This window comes from Streptomyces sp. MNU76, assembly GCF_020982545.1.
GTDB lineage: Bacteria > Actinomycetota > Actinomycetes > Streptomycetales > Streptomycetaceae > Streptomyces.
Genome location: NZ_JAJKLK010000001.1, coordinates 1,259,149 through 1,277,942, shown reverse-complemented (window position 1 = coordinate 1,277,942; position 18,794 = coordinate 1,259,149). Strand labels below are relative to the sequence as shown.

The following is an 18,794-nucleotide window of genomic DNA, read 5'->3' as shown; positions in this document are numbered from 1 at the left end:
TCAAGCGTAGGCGGGTGCGGCATACGTGAACAGAGCCGGTCGCACGTGCGGTTACTGGCCAGTCAGTAAGTGAGGGGATTATTCTTCCCGGGGAGAGCCCCCATGTGTGACGCGGAGAACATCTCACCGGACCCCCCTCGCGGAGAGGCCATACTGACGGGTAACGTCCGGGCAGTCCAGTTGTGCTCAGGTTTTCAACCAGTACGGCCCAAGGAACACGTGGGGCCTGAGCGCTCGCCCAGCCTTGGACCGCACCGTCGCAGCAACACAGAGTCGTGGCGCCGGCGCCCTATGAGGAGCAGCAGTCTTGCGCGAGTTCAGCCTTCCGGCTTTGTACGAGGTCCCGACGGACGGCAATCTGACCGACATCGTCCGTAGAAACGCCGCGCAGCATCCCGATGTCGCCGTCATCGCCCGCAAGGTGGGCGGTACCTGGCAGGACGTGAACGCGGTCCAGTTCCTCGCCGAGGTGCGGACGGCCGCGAAGGGGCTGATCGCCTCCGGCGTCCAGCCCGGCGACCGGGTCGGGCTGATGTCCCGTACCCGGTACGAGTGGACCCTACTCGACTTTGCCATCTGGACGGCCGGCGCGGTCACCGTCCCGGTGTACGAGACCAGTTCGCCGGAACAGGTGCAGTGGATCCTCGCCGACTCGGGCGCGACCGCCATGATCGTGGAGCTGGAGGCGCACACGGCCGCCGTCGAGTCGGTGCGCGACTCGCTGTCGGCACTCAAGCACGTCTGGCAGATCGAGGGCGGCGGGGTGGAGGAGCTGGGCCGCCTCGGCCAGGACGTCACCGACGCGGCCGTCGACGAGCGCAGCTCGCTGGCGAAGGCGGACGACCCGGCGACCATCGTCTACACCTCGGGCACCACGGGCCGCCCGAAGGGGTGCGTGCTCACCCACCGCAGCTTCTTCGCCGAGTGCGGGAACGTGGTGGAGCGGCTGCGGCCCCTGTTCCGTACGGGCGAGTGCTCGGTCCTGCTCTTCCTCCCGCTCGCGCACGTCTTCGGGCGGCTGGTGCAGGTCGCGCCCATGATGGCGCCGATCAAGCTGGGCACCGTACCGGACATCAAGAACCTCACCGACGAGCTGGCCTCCTTCCGGCCGACGCTGATCCTCGGTGTGCCGCGGGTGTTCGAGAAGGTCTACAACTCGGCGCGGGCCAAGGCGCAGGCGGACGGCAAGGGCAAGATCTTCGACAAGGCCGCGGACACGGCGATCGCGTACAGCAGGGCGCTGGACTCGGCGGCGGGCCCGGCCCTCGGTCTGAAGATCAAGCACAAGGTGTTCGACAAGCTCGTCTACAGCAAGCTGCGCGCGGTGCTCGGCGGCAAGGGCGAGTTCGCGATCTCGGGCGGCGCTCCGCTGGGCGAGCGTCTGGGCCACTTCTTCCGGGGCATCGGCTTCACGGTCCTGGAGGGCTACGGCCTCACCGAGTCCTGCGCGGCGACCGCGTTCAACCCCTGGGACCGGCAGAAGATCGGCACGGTCGGGCAGCCGCTGCCGGGCTCCGTCATCCGGATCGCGGACGACGGGGAGGTGCTGCTGCACGGCGAACACCTGTTCAAGGAGTACTGGAACAACCCGGGCGCGACCGAGGAGGCGCTGGCCGACGGCTGGTTCCACACCGGTGACATCGGCACCCTGGACGAGGACGGCTACCTCAGCATCACCGGCCGCAAGAAGGAGATCATCGTCACGGCGGGCGGCAAGAACGTCGCCCCGGCCGTGATCGAGGACCGTATCCGCGCCCACGCGCTGGTCGCGGAGTGCATGGTGGTGGGTGACGGGCGGCCGTTCGTGGGCGCGCTGGTCACCATCGACGAGGAGTTCCTGGGCCGTTGGGCCGCCGAGCACGGCAAGCCGGCGGGCTCCACCGCGGCGTCGCTGGGCGCGGACGCCGATCTGAACGCGGCCGTTCAGGCCGCGATCGACGACGGCAACGCCGCGGTGTCGAAGGCGGAATCGGTGCGGAAGTTCCGCATTCTGTCCTCACAGTTCACGGAGGAGTCGGGCCACCTGACGCCGTCCCTGAAGCTCAAGCGCAACGTGGTGGCGAAGGACTACGCGGACGAGATCGAGGCGATCTACCAGAAGTAGCAACCCATACCGGCCGTACGGGCCGGTCGGCTCATGGCGCGGTGTCCTCCACGAGGACCCGCGCCATCGTGCGTTCGGCGAGCGCGGTGATCGTGACGAACGGGTTCACCCCGATCGAGCCGGGCACCAGCGAGCCGTCTGTGACGTACAGCTTGGAGTAGCCCTTCACCCTCCCGTAGTCGTCGGTCGCCTTCCCCAGCACACAGCCGCCCAGCGGGTGGTACGTGAAGTCGTCGGCGAACACCTTGCTGGGCGAGCCGAACAGGTCGTACCGGTAGATCGTGGAGTTCGCGGAGTTGATCCGGTCGAAGAGCTTCTTGGCCATGGACGAGGAGACCGCGCTCTGGGCGGCGCTCCAACCGAGCTTCGCCGTGTCGCCGGCGGCGTCGTAGGTGAAGGAGGCGCGTTCGGTGTTCTTGGTGATCGCCAGATAGAGGCTGACCCAGTGTTCGAGGCCGGTGGGCAGGGGGGCGATCTCGGCGAAGACGGGGTTGGCGGTGTTGGCCCAGTCGTCGATGCCCATGACCGGCATGGTCGACTGGTTCGCCCCGACCGTGTCCCACAGGTGGTTGGCCCGGCCGAGCATCACATTGCCGTTGGGGCCCCAGCCGGCGCCGACGCTCGCGTCCAGGGCGGGGAGGGTGTTCCTGGCCCGTGCGCGGACGAGGAGTTCGGTGGTGCCGACGCTGCCGGCGCCGAGGAACAGGTAGGTGCAGCCGTACTCCTTGGTCTCGACGACCGTGCCCGTGCCGTCGAGTCGGTCGACGGTGACGACGTACGTGCCGTCGCTCAGCCGGCGGATGCCCCGGGCCCGTTCCAGGGTGTGGATGGTGACGTTGCCGGTGCCGAGGGCGGCGGCCAGGTACGTCTTGTCGAGGCTCTTCTTGCCGTGGTTGTTGCCGTAGATGACCTCCCCCGCGAGAGCCGACCTGGCCGCGGTGCCCGCCGCTTCGCGCTGCATGTAGCCGAAGTCGTAGACGCTGGGCACGAAGGTGGTCTTCAGGCCGGTCCTCGCCGCGTGGGCCCGGGAGATCCGGCTGAAGCGGTACCACTCCGTGGACTCGAACCAGGCGGGGTCGACGGTGTTGACGCCGAGCATGGCGCGGGCGCGCGGGAAGTACGTGCCGTACATCTCGGCGGTGTCGACGGTCGGGAACTGCTCGGCGAAGTACGACTGGAGGGGGGTGACGGCCATGCTGCCGTTGACCAGGGAGCCGCCGCCGACGCCGCGGCCGAGGAAGACCGACATGTTGGCGTAGCGCACCCGGTCCAGCACGCCGGGGTGGAGGCCGATGTCCTTGTTGACGACGTCCAGCCAGAGGAACGTGGCGAGCGGGGCCTCGGTGCGGGTCTTGAACCACATCGACCGCTCGTCCGGCTCCCTGGTGGAACAGAAGATCTTGCCGTCGGAGCCGGGGGTGGTCCAGGCCTTGCCCATCTCCAGGACGAGGGTGCGGATACCGGCCTGGCCGAGGCGGAGGGCGGCCACGGCGGCGCCGTAGCCGGAGCCGATGACGATCGCCGGGGCGTTGTCGACGGCGTCGGGCTCGGCCGCCCGGGCGGACTGGAGGCCGATGCGGGTGAGGCCGAGGGCGGCCGCGCTCTGGAGCGCGGCCATACCGAGGATGTGACGTCTCGTCAGCTGACGTTGCATCAGTTTTGCTGTCATGTGCGCAGCATGTGCGGATTATTCGGCTCCGGCTAGGGGGTCGGCCGGTTTTGGGACGCCATCCGGGGTGCCACCTGTGCATCATGGGCGGCTGCGGGCCTGCTGTGGCTGGTCGCGCAGTTCCCCGCACCCCAGGGGTCGGCTGCCTACAACAATGCCTTCAAGTGTTCCGCCAACAGATCCCAGCGCCATTTCTCCTCGACCCACTCCCGTCCCCGCTGCCCCATGCGGGCCCGGAGTTCCGGGTCGCCGAGGAGGGTGGTGACGCGCTCCGCGGCCTCCGTCGGGGAACCGCCCCGTACGACCCAGCCCGTCTCGCCGTCGAGCACGGCGTCGGGGGCGCCGCCGGAGTCGCCCGCGACGACGGGGAGGCCGGTGGCCGAGGCCTCCAGATAGACGATGCCGAGGCCCTCCACGTCCAGGCCACCCCGGCGGGTGCGACACGGCATGGCGAAGACGTCGCCTGCGCCGTAGTGGGCGGGCAGCTCGGACCAGGGCACGGCGCCGGTGAAGCGCACGGACCCGGCGACCCCGGTCTCCCGGGCGAGCCGGCGCAGCTCCTTCTCGTACGGTCCGCCGCCGACGATCAGCAGCACCGCCTCGGGCTCCGCTGCGAGGATGCCGGGCATCGCGCGGATCAGCGTGTCCTGCCCCTTGCGCGGCACGAGCCGGGAGACACAGACGACGACCGGGCGGTCCGTGAGGCCCAGCCGGGCGCGGACCTCGGCGCCGCCGGAACCCGGGTGGAAGGTCTTCTCGTCGACCCCGGGCGGCAGTTGGACCATCCGGCCGGCCGCCTGCGGGGTGAGGGCCGTGGCGATCCGGGAGCGGGTGTACTCGCCCAGGTAGGTGATCGTGTCCGTGCCCTCGCCGATCCGCCGCAGCAGTTGCCGGGCGGCGGGCAGCTGCGCCCAGCCCGCCTCGTGGCCGTGCGTGGTGGCCACCAGCCGCTCGGCGCCCGCCCTGCGCAGCGCGGGGGCCATCAGGCCGAGGGGGGCCGCCGCGCCGAACCACACCGACGCGCAACCGTGCTCGCGCAGCAGCGAGACCGCCCGGCGGGTGACGGCGGGCGTCGGCAGCAGCATGGTCGTCCGGTCGCGTACGACGGTGAAGGGCTGCTCGGCGTCGAAGGCGGCCGTCGCCTCGGCGCCCTCGCGGCCGCGCTTCCACGTCGACGCGTAGACGACGAGGCGCTCGGGGTCCAGCCGCAGCGCCATGTTGTGCAGGAACGCCTGGATGCCGCCGGGCCGGGGCGGGAAGTCGTTGGTCACGATCAGGGTCTTGTGCATCGCCGCCGACCCTACCGAACGGGCCCGGACGCACCGCCGCCAGGCACATCCCCACACCCCGGGGCGGTTCCCACCCACCAGGGCCCGCCGGGCCCGGCCGGGCCTCACGGCCGTCTCACAGCCCGGCGGGGGATCATGTCCCTCACCGGCGAACCGGTGCGCGGACGGACAGGGACAGGGACACACGTGGTGCGGATGGACATGACGGGCTCTCGACGGCTCCCGTTCGGGCTGCTCACACTCTGGGGCGCGACCCGGCTGCTCCTGCTGCTGTTCGTCTTCAAGGTGTTCGTGTTCCCCGGGCCGGACGTCACCGGCGACGTCTCGGTGATCTACCAGGGCTGGTACGAGACCCTGCGCACGGGCACGTATCCGCACAACGACGTCACCTGGCAGTACCCGCCCGCCGCCGCCCTCGCGATCCTCTCCCCCGCGCTGCTTCCCTTCCTGGACTACGCGTCGGCCTTCTTCGTCCTCGCCTTCCTCGCCGACCTGGCGGTCCTCGCCCTGCTCCTCCACGCGGGCGCGCGTCCCGGCAGGAGCCGGCGCGGCGCCCGGATGTGGGTGGTGGGCCTGCCCCTGCTCGGTCCGACCGTGTACGCCCGGTACGACGTGATGGTGACGGCGGTGGCGGTCGCGGCTCTCCTGGCCGGCAGCCGCCATCCGCGCGCGATGGGGGCGCTGACGGCCTTCGCGGCCCTGCTGAAGGTGTGGCCGGCGCTGCTGCTCCTGGGTGCCCGTCGGCGTGCCGCGTGGGTCTGGGCGGTGGCCACCGGCCTCACGCTGGCGGCCGGCCTGGCCCTGGCCATGCCCGGCGCCTTCGCCTTCCTGACCTTCCAGCGCGACCGGGGCACCGAGGTGGAGTCGTTGGGCGCCCTGGTCTTCCATGTGGCCCGGCAGTTCGGCTGGGACGGGGAGGTCCTGCTCAACTACGGCTCGGTGGAGTTCCTCGGCCCGCACGTCGACGTCGTCAGCGACGCGGCCCTGCTGCTCAGCGGGGTGGCGTTCGCGTGGCTGCTGCTGTGGCGGGTGCGGGCACGGCGGTTCGCGCCGCACACGCTCGCGGACGCGGCGTTCGTGGGGGTGCTGATGTTCACGGCCACGAGTCGGGTGATCAGCCCGCAGTACATGGTGTGGCTGGTGGGGCTGGCCGCCGTCTGTCTCTGCTTCCGGGCGAGCCGTATGGGGCTGCCGGGGGGCATGGTCCTGGTGGCGTCCTTCGTGACCGTGCTGGAGTTCCCGATCTGGTTCGGCCATGTCGTGGCGAGCGACTGGCTGGGGGTGACGCTCCTGTTCGTCCGCAACGGGCTGCTGGTCCTGGCGGCGGTGCGCGCCGCGTGCGTGCTGTGGCAGGACACGGTGCGCGGGGCTGCCCCTGAGCCCCACCCGGGCCGGGCCACTCGTACGAGGGAGCCGCTGGGTTCGTGAGGGGTTGGCCGGGGCGCGGAGGGTTCGTTGTCGGGTGCGGGTGGGTGGGGGCTGGTCGCGCAGTTCCCCGCGCCCCTCAAGGAACAGGCCCCTGCGGGCCTGAAGGACCACAACTCTGCGGGCCTGGAAGAGACGGGGCCGCGGGATGAAAAGCACGGGCGCAGCCCGTGCTTCAGGGGCTCGGGGAACTGCGCGACCAGCCCCCACCGGACCCGCACCCGACAACGCACCCCCAACCACCCTCCCCACCCCTCACCCTCCCCCAGCTGCGCCCGCGCATACCCTCCACTCCCCGTGAACCCCTCCACCGTCGTCCCCAGCACCTCCTCCAGCGCCCCTTCCACCGCACCCTCCCGCTCCCCACGCGCACCCACCGCCCGGTAGAACTCGTCCAACCGCACCTCACCCCACCGGTCGGCGATCAGACGGCACGCCAGCCACCCGCTCTCGTAGGCCTGCGCGAGCTTCCCGGAGTCGTCGGCGAAGCCGAAGTCCTCGTCGGCGGGGAGCGCCGCAGGCAACCGTCCCTCCCCCACCGCCCGCTGCAGCTCGGGCGCGACATCGGACGCCGCGCGCCCCGTGCCCCGGTAGCCGACCCAGTCCGCGTAGCCCTCGGAGAGCCACAGCGGCGTCGCGGCGTTGGTGTGGGCGCGCGTGGCGACATGGGTCGTCTCGTGGGTGAGGACGACCTGCTTGCCGAAGTCACCGAGGACCGCGTAGGCGTCGGGATTGACCACGATCCGGTCCGCCGGCGCCTTCGCCGAACCCCCACCTCCCCTGTCGTGACCGCCGCGATCCCCGGTACCCGGCCGCGGGCGCCCCAACAGCCCCGCCATCTCGTCCAGCGACTCCGGTACGACGACCACGACCCGCCGCGCCCAGTCCTCCCCCACGCCTCCGTCACGGCGGGCACGGCCCGGTCCGCCAGCGCCGCGTACCCCGCAGGGCGTCCGCCGACCGCCCGACCCCCAGCACGAGGCTCCGCTCCCGCGTACCGCGACGATCCGCCCCTGTTCCCAGAGCTGTTCGGTGCCCTTCTTCGAGGGCTCGTCGGCGGCCACCCGCCACGCCCCGTCGTCGTCCCGGACGAGGGTCAGGGTCCGTACGGCGGTGACGGGCGACTCGTCGTAGCCGCGGATCCGGTAGCGCAGGGCCGCCTCGGCGGTGGCCCGGTCGCCGGAGCGGCGGAAGGAGTTGAGGTCGTAGGACCAGGAGGACAGCGGAAGGCGGCGGAGGTTGGCGAACTCGGCCGCCCCGGTGGCCAGTTGACCGGCGACCGGGGAGGTCGGCGCCTCGGTGGCGCGGTAGGCCGCGCCGTCCCGTTCCAGGACCGCCGTGGCCCGCCGGTCGAGCATCCGCTCGACGTCGGCGCGGGCGGCGTCGGGTTCCGCGTCGCCGCCGCAGCCGACGAGGACGGCGAGGGCGAGGGCGACCGCCGAGGGAACACCTCCGCGTCCCGGGAGCCCGTGCCGGACCCCCGACCCGGACCGGGAACGCGTCGCGCGCCTTCGACCAGCCACGTTCCCGATCGTACGGGGACCCAGGCGCCGTCCGGCAGGGTCGGCCGGTCCCAGCCCGGGTACGGCGGCACGGGGGCGACTGCCGCGGCGACGTGCGGCTCCCGGCCGCCGTCGCCCTGTCGCGGCCGGGGACCGGAGCGGCGCTCAGGGGCGCGTGACCGAGGCGATCGGCATCATAGCGACGGGGTCGTAGCGGACCGGGGCGCCCGGGTAGGGGGCGTGGATGACCTGCCCGTTGCCGACGTACATGCCGACATGGCTGGCGTCGGGCCGGTAGGTGACCAGGTCGCCGGGCTGCGCCTGGGAGAGTGGGACCTGCGTGCCGGCGTACCGCTGGGCCTGCGAGGTGCGCGGCAGGCCGACGCCCGCCTGGCCGTACGACCAGACCATGAGACCGGAGCAGTCGAAGCCGTCGGGACCGGTGGACCCCCACACGTACGGCTTGCCGAGGGCGGAGCGGGCCGCGGCGACGGCGGCGGCCGCTCGGCCGTTGGGGGCGACGGCGCCGGCGGGGTCGGGCATGTCCGTGCGGCCCGAGGCGGTGGAGCGGGAGGCGCGTTCGTACTCGGCGCGCTCCTCGTCCGGGAGGGAGTTGAGCAGCTGCCGGGCGGCCGCGAGCTTGCCCTCCACGGTCCGCTTGTGCTGGGCGACGGCCTTGCGGCTCTTCTCCAGCTCGGTCAGCTTGCCGCCGGCCTCCGCGCGGTTCTGGTTGAGGTCGCGCATGGCCTGCTGGAGGTCGTGGAGTTCGCCCGCCTGCTGGGCGCTGATGCGGTCCAGGGCGGACGCCCGGTCGAGGTAGTCGTCGGGGTTCTCGGAGAACAGCAGGGTGATCGACGGGTCGAGGGCGCCGGAGCGGTACTGTGCGCCGGCGAGCGAACCCAGCGACTCCCGCATGGTGTTGATGCGGTCCTGCTGCCGGGCGATCGAGTCCTGTGCGGTGCCGACCTGCTCACGCAGCTCGTCGGCGCGCTCGTCGGCCTTGTTGTACGCCTCGGTGGCTTTCTCGGCCTCCTCGTACAACCGGTCCACTTCGGCGCGGGTGGTGTCGTGCGGCGCGGCGGCGGCCTGCTGGACGGGGATGGCGCCGAGGGCGGCGGCAGCGGCGGACAGCACACCGAGGGCGGCGGCCGCGCCCCGGTCGAACCCGGACGGTACAAGGCGACTGTGGGACACCACGGGAAGCCGCACTCCCTTCGACGGTGGACAGGGCACTCCCCGCGCCGGAAGTCGCCCCGCGGAAGGGGTGCGCTCACGGCGGGTGAGGGAAGCGCGGCCGACAGTAGCCGCGTGACGGTCTCCCAGCCAAAGACCTCCGCGGCAACACAGCGTGACGTCCGGCCTGGGACCCAGGTCACCAGCGGGGGAAGGGGTCAGCACGAGGTGCGGGAATTCGCCCGTTCGGGCGGCTCTGTGTCCTGATCTTGAAGCAGAACAGGGCCGACCGTCACACTGTGTGACGGTCGGCCCTGTTCGAGGCGGAGCAGGTGTCAGCCGACGACGCGGACACCGAACTGGAAGCTGCCGATGGTGCTCATCGACTCGTAGCGCACGACCGTGCCCGGGTAGGGGGAGTGCAGGACCATGCCGTTGCCCGCGTAGAGGCCGACGTGTCCGAGGTCGTTGAAGAACACCAGGTCGCCCGGCTTGAGCTGGTCGCGGCCGATCTTCGTGCCGTCGTTCTGCTGCGTGTACGTGGTCCGGGAGATCGAGACACCGGCCTGGGCGTAGGCCCACTGGGTCAGCCCGGAGCAGTCGTAGGAGTTGGGGCCGCTGCCACCGGAGACGTAGGGCTTGCCGACCTGGGTGTCGGCGGCGGCGAGGGCGGCGGCGCCGTAGCTGGAGGCGGGCGCCTCGTTGCCGAGTTCGACGCGGTCCCCGGCGTCGCGGCTGGCGCGGGTCTCCTGCTCGTCCAGGGCGGCCTTCTCCTCGGCCGTCAGGGTGTTGAGGAGCTTCTGCGCGGCGGCCAGCTTGCTCTGGACTTCCTTCTTCTTGTCCGCCAGGGTCTCGCGGGTGTCCGCGAGGTCCTCCAGCTTCTCCGTGGCCTCCTGGCGCTGCTGCGCGAGCGTGCGCTGCTTCTCCTGGATCTTCTTGAGCGCCTCGACCTGCTGACCGGTCAGCTGGTCGAGCGTGGCGGCCTTGTCCAGGTAGTCGTCCGGGTCGGCGGAGAGGAAGAGCTGGATCGAGGAGTCGATGCCACCGGAGCGGTACTGGGCGCTGGCCGCCAGGCCTATGCCCTCCCGGAGCTCGTTGAGCTCCTCCTGCCCCTTGGCGACGTTGTCCTGGATCGTGGAGATCTCTTTTTCGAGCTTCTCCTGCTTCTCCTCGGCCCCGTTGAGCTTGTCGGTGGCCCGCCCGGCGTCCTCGTAGAGCTTGTGGACCTTGGCCTGGACGTCGTCCTTGCTCGGCTTCTCGCCGGGGGCGGCGTTGGCAGCCTGCGAGGTCAGGGCCACGGCAGCGGCGGCAGCGGTGGTGAGCACGGTCACACGCGTACGGCTCGGCTGCTTGGGTCGACGGTGGGACGCCACGGTAGGTGAACTCCTTCATGTGAGCGACCGACCGGCGGGGACTCCGGCGACGATCACCCGTTCAGAGGTTTGAGCCCAGACCCTAGTGACCCAACGGTGATCACTTCAAATCCCCCACAGGAAAAATCCCGTCCCAGGGCGCACAATTTACACTCAACACACATCCCGTAGCGCTCGGTTGACGCTACGTTGCGCAACAGTTCCGTCAATTCGGTCATAGCGCCTGTACGTTGCACTTGGGATGCAAGGTGTCGAAGTGATCGAAAGGTCAGGAAAGGCGCTTGAGAAGCACCACGGAGGCGACCGGCCGGGCCCCCGCCTTGGCGATCCCGTCGGCCACCTCGCGGTCGGTGGAGACGACGATGACCGGCCGACCGGGGGGTTCGGCGCGCACCAGCTGGCGGATCAACTCGTCGGCGGTGACACCCGGTTTGGAGAACAGCACCCGCACGCCGCGCGGCGGCGCGAGCAGCACCGGCGCGGCCAGCTCCGCTCCGTCGAAGACACAGGTCACCTCGGCTCCGGTCTGCGCGGCGAGCTGGGAGAGCTGGCCGAGGAGCCGCAGCCGCTGCTTCTCCAGCGGCATCTGCGGATAGCCGGTCTTGGTGACGTTGTAGCCGTCGACGACGAGGTGCGCCTGCGGCAGCGCCAGCAACTGGTCCAGGATCGCCGGGTCGTTCTCCGACAGCGCGCGGGCGGCGATGTCCTTCGGGGTCATCCGGCCCGGCTCGACCGCGTCGACGGTCTCGGCGGGCCGTACGGAGACCGGCGGCAGTGCCAGTTCGCGTCTGAGGCCCTGGGCCGCGTCCAGCACGGTGTCCAGCAGCAGCCGTACCCGCATGTCCTCGACGCTGCGGCCCTCGCGGGCGGCCCGCCGGGTGGCCTCCAGAGCGGCCTCCGCCTCGCCGAGCCGGGCCTTGAGCCGCCGGGTCTCGCTCTCGGCTGCCGACACCTGGGCGTGGCTCTCGGCGCGCAGGGTCTCCATCTCGGCGTGCAGCTTGCGCAGGGCGGCCTCGCCGCGCTTGACGTCGCTGAGGGCGGCCCGGAGCTTGCGGTGCAGCGAGTCGGCGTCCTTCTTGGCCGATTCCAGCTCCGCGCGCAGCCGTTCCGTCTCGGTCTTCGTGTGGCCGCGGGCCTCGGCGAGCTGCTCACGCAGCCGCTCCAGCTCGGCCCGGCTCTCCTCGTCGGCGCGCTCGGCGTCGGCCCGCAGCGCCTCCTCACCGGCGGCGGCGACCAGCTTCACCCAGCCCGTGGGGCGCAGCACATAGGCCGCGGCCGCCACGTCCAACGGATCCGCGGCCGGGGGCGGCGCACCCGTGTCGAGGGCGCCGGCCAGCTCCGGATGGGTCTCCCGGAACCGCTCCCCGATCCGCTGTCTGAAGAGCGTGTCGCTCTCCACGGCGGCCGCCATGGCGTTCCCGGCGAACTTGACCCGGCGGTTCGGGGCGAACCGGGCGTACTGTCTGAGCTGGGCGGGCAGTTCGGCGACGGTCAGTCCGCCGAACCCGTCGGAGACGATCTGCACGACGCGCTTGCGGACGCCCTCGGGCAGCGGACGGTCGAGCACCTCAGCGGCGCCGTCGCCCGGCCCCCCGCCTGAGCTCTCCACCATCCGTCACACCCCATCTCTTCGCGGGGCCGTCCCCCGCTTCCGGCGTCGCCGGGGCGGGGGGACCCCCATCCTCAGGAGCCGGCGCCCGGCCTGTCGACGAGTTCCACCTGGTCCACGGCGTTGCACCAGCGGCAACGGACCGACTCGATGGTCTCACTGACCACGTTGCGCTCCTCGACCTCGGGCTTCCCGGCGAGATCGAGGTGAACGTACTCGACGACCTTCGACGAGCGGGTCACGTCGAACCGCGTGAGGTTGCCACAGAGCGTGCAGCGCCAGCGGGTGGTGTCCGTCGGCAGGGGAACCGTCATCGTGGCTGCTCTTCCTTCTTCCGTCTCCGTGTAACACCGGCGTCCCGGTGCGTGTGGCTCGTAACCCTACGGCCTGACCGGTCCTGGACGCCTGTTCGCCTGCGGTGGCGCCGCGGATTGCCCGCGGGGGCGGGGCCGATCGCCGTCGGCGGCGAGGCGGTCTGTGCGGGTGGGTCCCGTTACGTCATGCTCTGCTCATGATCGGCAAGTGGAGCACCTCGGCCGCCCGGACCGTACGAAACGAGTCGGCGCCGGTGACGTACGGGCTGATCGCCGTGTGCTGTGCGCTCTTCCTGATCGGACCGGCGGCGGGCCTCAACCCCGTGTACGGCGCCGGGGACGAGCTGCTCGCCGCGCAGCGGGCGTACTTCCGGCGCTGGGGTGTCGTCCCGGTCGAGCTGTTCCACGGCACCGGGCGCGCGGCGCTCACGCCCCTCACGGCGCTCTTCGTCCACGGCAGCTGGCTGCATCTCCTCGGCAACATGCTCTTCCTCTTCGTCTTCGGGGCGATGGCCGAGGAGCGCATGGGCCATGTGGAGTTCGCCCTCTTCTACGTGGGCTGCGGCTATGTCGCGCTGGTGGCGTACGCGGCGGCGCACGCCGGGTCCCCGCAGTCGCTGGTCGGCGCGTCGGGGGCGATCTCCGCGGTCCTCGGCGCGTTTCTGTTCCTGTTCCCCAGGGCGCGGGTGACGAGCCTCCTGCCCTTCCTCTTCTTTCTTCCGCTGCGTTTCCCGGCGTGGGTCACCCTGCCGTTCTGGGTGAGCCTGCAGTGGCTGGCCGCGGGCCGGCAGACCTCGGGGCCGGGGGTCGCCTATCTGGCACACCTGGTGGGGTTCGGACTGGGGTTCGCCTACGCGTGGGGGCGCTACGGGCGTGGGGCTAGAGTGAAAGCGCCCGTGGATGTTCCGTCGGACGTCCCAGCTCCGGCCCCCGAGGGAGAGAAACAGCCGTGATCACCGCGATCGTGCTCATCAAGACCAGCGTGGACCGGATCCCGGAGATCGCGGAGTCGATCGCCGCCCTCGAGTCCGTGAGCGAGGTGTTCTCGGTGACCGGTACCTACGACCTGGTCGCCATGGTCCGGGTGAAGGCCCACGACGACCTGGCCGATGTGATCCCCGGGTCCATCAGCAAGATCCCGGGTGTGCTGGGCACCGACACGCACGTGGCGTTCCGGACGTATTCGCAGCACGACCTGGAGGCCGCGTTCGCCATCGGTCTGGACGGCTGAGCACCCGCGAGCCGCCCCGAGATGAAGAAGTCCGCATCTCGCCCTCATCCGCGCCGACGGGTCCCTTCCGCAGGATCGTCCCCATGGTCTTCTCCCGCCGGAGCGCGGCTCTCGCCGCCGTCGTGGCGATTCCGCTCGGGATCGCCGCGACCAGTTTCGCCCTGACCGACAGCCCGCAGCCGCCGAAGGTGCCCTCCAAGGTGGAGCTGGAGAGCGGGTCTCCCGGTCCCACCCCGTCACGGCCGGAGGCGACGCCCCGTGACGAGGTCGTTTCGCGGCCCCCGGTGACCGACAGTTCCGCGAGTGACGACGATGACGACGCCGAGCAGGACGGCCGGGACGACGCCGACGACGGCCCCGGTGACGACGGCTGACCGACCGCGCGGGCGGGTCTCGGCCCGGGTCCGGATCCTGCTGTGGCTGCTGCTCGTGATGACCGTGGCGCTCGCCTCGGTGGCGACGACCACGCGGTCGATCCTCCTGCGGGACGTGGACCAGCGGGTCGACGAACTGCTGGTCCAGGAGGCCGGGGAGTTCACCAACCTCCAGGAGGAGGGCGTCGATCCGGAGACCGGACGGCCCTTCACCGAGCCGGCCCGACTGCTGACCGTCTTCCTGCAACGGCAGAACGCCGACGTCCACGAGGAACTGATCGGACTCGTCGGCCGGCCCGGGCAGTCCCCCCGATGGCTCAGACAGCAGCGGGAGATCGCCGTCGCGCTGCCGCTGTACAAGGACACCGTCGCCCAGCGGAAGATCTTCCTGTCGGCCGAGGCCGCCGCCGAAGCCATCGCGGAAGGCGTCCGCCGGGTGGTCCCCGAGGCCGAGGTGGACCTCATCCCCCTGGTGGACGGGGGCGAGGGCACGGCAGCCGCGCTGGCCGCCTCCACCGGAGGCCGCCTGGTCCCCCGGTTCGCCACGGGCCCGGTCGGCGAACCGGTCGACACCCACTTCGCCCTCCTCGGCTCCCCCGCCCCGGGCGTGACGGACACGGCCATGACGGACACGGCCGTGGTGGAGATGGCCGCCGTCGCGGGCCTCTCCCTCGTCCCGACCGCACTGCGCGACCCCGGCGCGACGACCACGTACGGCGTCGGCGAGTTGATCCGTGCCGTGCTCGACACCGGCGTGGGGCGGATCCTGATCGGCTGCGGCGACTCCGGTACGTCGGACGGCGGGGCCGGTGCCCTCCAGGCGCTGGGAGCGCGCCTCCTGGACGCCGACGGCCTCGAACTACCTGCGGGCGGGCGAGAGTTGACCCGTCTGGACCGGATCGACCCGACCCGTCTCGACCCCCGTCTGAAGGACGTGGAGCTGCTGGTGGCCTGCAACCCGTTCAACGTGCTGTGCGGCGAGCGAGGCGTGGCCCGGGTCTTCGGCCCGCAGAAGGGGGCGACACCGGAGCAGGTCGAAGAGCTCTCCACGGCCCTGGAGACCTGGGCGTACGTCCTCACCCGCGACCTCCCCGACGTGCCGGCCGGCGCCGATCTCCGGTACGGCCCCGGCACCGGCGCCTCCGGCGGCCTCGGGGCCGGACTGGCCGCCCTGGGCGCCCGGCCGCTCCCCCGCTTCGAGGTGCTGCTGGGCCACCTGGACCTCGACGCCCGACTCGCCCGCGCCGACCTGGTCATCACCGCCGAGGGCGCCCTCGACCACCAGACACCGCGCGGCAAGGTCCCCGCCGAGGTCGCCCGGCGTGCCAAGCTGCACGGCCGCCCGGTCCTCGCCCTCGCGGGCACCCTCGGCGAGGGCGCGCGCGAGGTGCCCGGCGTGGACGCGTACACCGGCATCCTGCCCGCCCCGATGGCCCTCACGGAGGCCATGCTCCGCGTGAGCGAACTCCTCGCCGACGCCACGGAACGGGCCCTGCGGATGATCGTCCTGGGCGCACGGGTGACGGCGGGCGACCGGACGCCCGACCTTCAGACGGCCGACCTTCAGACGGCCGACCTTCAGACGGCCGACCTTCAGACGGCCGACCTTCAGACGGCCGACCTTCAGACGGCCGACCTTCAGACGCCCGACCTTCAGACGGCCGACCTTCAGACGGCCGGAACGCAACGCCCGTCCTCCGTACGGTAGTTCCACTGCGCGCCGTCCCGTACGAGCTCCTTCACCGCGCCCACGAACCGCTCCACGTGCTCGTCGGGGGTGCCCGCGCCGAAGCTCACCCGGATCGCGTTCAGGGAGCGCTCGCCGGGCGCGGCCTCGGGGGCGCCGCACTCGCCCTGGGTCTGCGGGTCACTGCCGAGGAGGGTGCGGACGAGGGGGTGGGCGCAGAAGAGGCCGTCGCGTACGCCGATGCCGTACTCGGCGGAGAGGGCGGCGGCGAAGTGGGAGCTGTTCCAGCCCTCGACGACGAAGGAGATGACGCCGACGCGCGGGGCGTCGTCCCCGAAGAGGGAGAGGATCCGCACCTCGGGCACGTCGGCGAGCCCGGCGCGCACGGTGTCGATCAGGTGCCGCTCACGGGCGACCAGGGTGTCGAACCCGGCCTCGGTGAGCGCCTTGCAGGCGGAGGCGATGGAGTAGGCGCCGATGACGTTGGGCGAACCGGCCTCGTGCCGGGCGGCGGTCTCGTGCCACTCGACGTCCACACCGCCGTCGGTGCGCCGGGTCACCTTGCGGCTGGCGCCGCCGCCCGCGAGGTAAGGGTCCGCCGCGCGCAACCAGTCGGCGCGGCCGGCGAGGACACCCGAACCGAAGGGCGCGTACAGCTTGTGGCCGGAGAAGGCGACCCAGTCCACGTCCAACTCCTGCACGGAGAGGGGGTGGTGGGGGGCCAGCTGGGCGGCGTCGAGGACGATCCGCGCGCCGTGCGCGTGCGCGGCGGCGGCCAGCTCCCGCACCGGCCAGATCTCACCGGTGACGTTGGAGGCGCCGGTGACGCAGACCAGCGCCGGCCCGTGCGGGTCGCGGTCGGCGAGGGCGGCCTCCAGGGTGGCGACGGCCTCCCTCGGCGTGCGGGGCGCGTCCAGGTAGGTGACCCTCGCGTTCCGCCAGGGCAGCAGCGAGGCGTGGTGCTCGGTCTCGAAGACGAAGACCTGGCAGTCGGCGGGGAGCGCCTGGGCCAGCAGGTTCAGCGAGTCCGTCGTCGAACGGGTGAAGATCAGCTGGTCGTCGGCGCGGCAGTCGAGGAACTCCGCGACGGTCCTGCGGGCGTTCTCGAAGAGGTCGGTCGACAGCTGGGAGAGGTAGCCGGCGCCACGGTGGACGCTGCCGTAGTAGGGCGCGTACGCCGCCACGTCGTCCCAGACGCGCTGCAGGGCCGGGGCGCTGGCCGCGTAGTCGAGCGCGGCGTAGGTGACTTCGCCGCCGGTGACGAGCGGGACGGTGACATCCCGGCCCAGAACGGGCAGCGGGGCACAAACGGACTGGTCGGCGGCAAGGGTGGAGACAGACATGGGGGTACTCCCGTGAGGAGGCATGCCGAAGGAAGGCATACGGAGGAGGAGAAAGAAGAGAAAGGGGTGCGCGGAGGCGGGGCTCGGCGTCCCTATCGCATTCGCTTGCTCACGGGAGACTCCCTCGAAACCGCGCTTGCCGTAGACCTCGCTGCCTACGACCCGGTCTTCACCCGGGGCACCCCGCCACGGACGGAGGGTTGCCGGACAGCCAGCCGGGGCTATGGGCTGTCACTCATGACCTGAACCAGAACGTACGTGAAGTGATCGTCGCGCCGCAACTTGTGTCCGGATGGCGGGATGGGGCGCCTCATAGCTCGGGGGCGCGGATTCGTCGGCGGGTGCGGGTCCGGTGGGCTTCTCGCGCAGTTCCCCGCGCCCCTGAAAAGCAGGGGCTGCGTCCCGTGCTTTTCGGCCCGAAGGGCCGTAGGCCTTAGGGGCGCGGGGAACTGCGCGACCAGCCCCCACCCACCCGTACCCGACCAACCACCTGTTCGTCCTACCGGTTCGTCGCCGCGACCCACCGCTCGAGGACCCGCCGCGCCGACCCGGAATCGATCGACTCCGCCGCCTTCTCCATCCCGCCCCGCAACTGCTCCGCCAGCGACCCGGACGTCGGCTCCAACGCCACCAGCGCCGCAGCCGAGTTCAGCAGCACCGCATCCCGCACGGGCCCCGTCTCCCCGGCCAGCAACCGCCGCGCGACATCCGCGTTGTAGGACGCGTCGGCCCCCCGCAGCGCCTCCACCGGCACCAGCTCCAACCCCACGTCACGCGGGTCGAAGCCCTCCTCGGTCACCTTGCCGTCCCGCACGACCCACACCCGCGACGTCGCCGTGGTCGTCAGCTCGTCCAGCCCGTCGTCCCCGCGGAAGACCAGGGAGGAGTTGCCGCGCTCGGCGAAGACCCCGGCCATGATCGGCGCCATCCGGGGGTCGGCCACACCGACCGCCTGGGCCCGCACCTTCGCAGGGTTGGCCAGCGGACCGAGCGCGTTGAAGACGGTCCTGATGCCCAACTGCCCCCGCGCGGCGGCCACATGGCGCAGCGCCGGATGGAACTTCACCGCGAAGCAGAAGGTGATCCCGGCCTCCTCGGCGACCTCGGCGACCCGCTGCGGCGTCAGCTCCAGATTGACGCCCAGTTTCTCCAGCACGTCGGACGCCCCGGACGCCGACGACGCGGCCCGGTTGCCGTGCTTGACGACCTTCGCGCCCGTACCGGCGACGACGATCGACGACATCGTGGAGATGTTGACCGTCTTGGCGCCGTCCCCGCCCGTACCGACGATGTCGACGGTCCTCCCCGACACCTCGATCACCTTGGCGTGCTCGTACAGCGCCTCGACGAGACCGGTGATCTCCTCGACGGTCTCCCCCTTGGCCCGCAGCGCGACCACGAACCCGGCGATCTGCGCGTCCGTCGCCTCACCGCGCATGATCTGGTCCATCGCCCAGAAGGTGGCACCGGCGTCCTGGTCGTGCCCGGACAGCAGCGCGTTCAGCACGGCGGGCCAGGAACGGCCCGCCGCGGTGTCGCCTCCAGCGGGGGTCACAGCGCTCATAGCCGCTCCTGGGTGTCGTAGCCGCGGGCAGGGGGTGCCACGCGGACCGCGAAATCACTGATACGCCCACCCTATCCAGGTCGGGGCACGGCGAAGGGCCCCCGTCCGAAGATCGGACGGGGGCCCTTCGACCGTGT

General features: G+C 71.7%; 14 protein-coding genes, 1 pseudogene and 1 riboswitch. Of the genes and pseudogenes, 6 read left to right on the top strand and 9 right to left on the bottom strand.

The features are described from left to right. The first annotated feature begins 307 nt into the window (after positions 1-307). The gene (locus E4N62_RS05495; RefSeq protein WP_230212177.1) at positions 308-2,104 is read left to right on the top strand and encodes a long-chain fatty acid--CoA ligase; all 1,797 of its coding nucleotides are present in this window, start codon (positions 308-310) and stop codon (positions 2,102-2,104) included. A gap of 31 nt (positions 2,105-2,135) precedes the next feature. Here E4N62_RS05495 and E4N62_RS05490 read toward each other — a convergent pair whose 3' ends face one another. Both E4N62_RS05490 and E4N62_RS05485 read right to left on the bottom strand, forming a co-directional pair. After that, positions 2,136-3,722 carry a GMC oxidoreductase gene (locus tag E4N62_RS05490; RefSeq protein WP_230212472.1) on the bottom strand — a complete coding sequence of 529 codons (1,587 nt, stop codon included), beginning with the start codon at positions 3,720-3,722 and terminating at the stop codon, positions 2,136-2,138. Between the two features lie 197 nt (positions 3,723-3,919). Then, on the bottom strand, positions 3,920-5,062 hold the full coding sequence (locus E4N62_RS05485; protein ID WP_230212174.1) for a glycosyltransferase family 4 protein: 1,143 nt from the start codon (positions 5,060-5,062) through the stop codon (positions 3,920-3,922). Positions 5,063-5,257: 195 nt separating this feature from the next. Here E4N62_RS05485 and E4N62_RS05480 point away from each other — a divergent pair, with 195 nt between their 5' ends. Then, positions 5,258-6,490 (top strand): glycosyltransferase 87 family protein, encoded by a 1,233-nt coding sequence (locus E4N62_RS05480; RefSeq protein WP_230212470.1) that lies wholly within the window; start codon positions 5,258-5,260, stop codon positions 6,488-6,490. A 260-nt stretch (positions 6,491-6,750) separates the two neighbouring features. Here the strand turns inward: E4N62_RS05480 and E4N62_RS05475 are convergent. The 5 genes and pseudogenes from E4N62_RS05475 to E4N62_RS05455 form a co-directional block, all read right to left on the bottom strand. Next, a pseudogene (locus E4N62_RS05475) lies at positions 6,751-8,010 on the bottom strand (hypothetical protein); the annotation flags it as partial. 144 nt (positions 8,011-8,154) lie between these two features. After that, complete coding sequence (locus tag E4N62_RS05470; RefSeq protein WP_230212172.1) at positions 8,155-9,186, bottom strand: NlpC/P60 family protein; 1,032 nt, start codon at positions 9,184-9,186, stop codon at positions 8,155-8,157. A gap of 311 nt (positions 9,187-9,497) precedes the next feature. Beyond that, positions 9,498-10,535 carry a C40 family peptidase gene (locus E4N62_RS05465; protein ID WP_230212170.1) on the bottom strand — a complete coding sequence of 346 codons (1,038 nt, stop codon included), beginning with the start codon at positions 10,533-10,535 and terminating at the stop codon, positions 9,498-9,500. Between the two features lie 268 nt (positions 10,536-10,803). Then, positions 10,804-12,147 (bottom strand): NYN domain-containing protein, encoded by a 1,344-nt coding sequence (locus E4N62_RS05460; protein WP_230212167.1) that lies wholly within the window; start codon positions 12,145-12,147, stop codon positions 10,804-10,806. Positions 12,148-12,218: 71 nt separating this feature from the next. Next, positions 12,219-12,458, bottom strand: a complete 240-nt coding sequence (locus tag E4N62_RS05455) for a hypothetical protein (protein ID WP_033528168.1) — start codon at positions 12,456-12,458, stop codon at positions 12,219-12,221. 197 nt (positions 12,459-12,655) lie between these two features. Between E4N62_RS05455 and E4N62_RS05450 the strand changes: the two genes are divergently transcribed. The 4 genes from E4N62_RS05450 (at position 12,656) to E4N62_RS05435 (ending at position 15,771) form a co-directional block, all read left to right on the top strand. Then, positions 12,656-13,411 (top strand): rhomboid family intramembrane serine protease, encoded by a 756-nt coding sequence (locus E4N62_RS05450; RefSeq protein WP_230212165.1) that lies wholly within the window; start codon positions 12,656-12,658, stop codon positions 13,409-13,411. Next, entirely contained in the window at positions 13,408-13,689 is a 282-nt protein-coding gene (locus E4N62_RS05445) for an Lrp/AsnC family transcriptional regulator (protein ID WP_033528170.1), read from the top strand. The genes E4N62_RS05450 and E4N62_RS05445 overlap by 4 nt, the downstream gene beginning before the upstream one ends. An 83-nt stretch (positions 13,690-13,772) precedes the next feature. Continuing rightward, positions 13,773-14,063 (top strand): small secreted hydrophilic protein, encoded by a 291-nt coding sequence (locus E4N62_RS05440; RefSeq protein WP_230212163.1) that lies wholly within the window; start codon positions 13,773-13,775, stop codon positions 14,061-14,063. Between the two features lie 346 nt (positions 14,064-14,409). After that, positions 14,410-15,771: a glycerate kinase gene (locus E4N62_RS05435; RefSeq protein WP_230212468.1), complete on the top strand. Its 1,362-nt coding sequence runs from the start codon at positions 14,410-14,412 to the stop codon at positions 15,769-15,771. Here the strand turns inward: E4N62_RS05435 and E4N62_RS05430 are convergent. Next, on the bottom strand, positions 15,732-17,093 hold the full coding sequence (locus tag E4N62_RS05430; RefSeq protein ID WP_230212161.1) for an aminotransferase class V-fold PLP-dependent enzyme: 1,362 nt from the start codon (positions 17,091-17,093) through the stop codon (positions 15,732-15,734). The genes E4N62_RS05435 and E4N62_RS05430 overlap by 40 nt on opposite strands. 127 nt (positions 17,094-17,220) lie before the next feature. Continuing rightward, positions 17,221-17,336: riboswitch (SAM riboswitch) on the bottom strand. Between the two features lie 256 nt (positions 17,337-17,592). Further along, positions 17,593-18,657 carry an anthranilate phosphoribosyltransferase gene (gene trpD, locus E4N62_RS05425; protein WP_230212158.1) on the bottom strand — a complete coding sequence of 355 codons (1,065 nt, stop codon included), beginning with the start codon at positions 18,655-18,657 and terminating at the stop codon, positions 17,593-17,595. Positions 18,658-18,794: the final 137 nt, after the last annotated feature.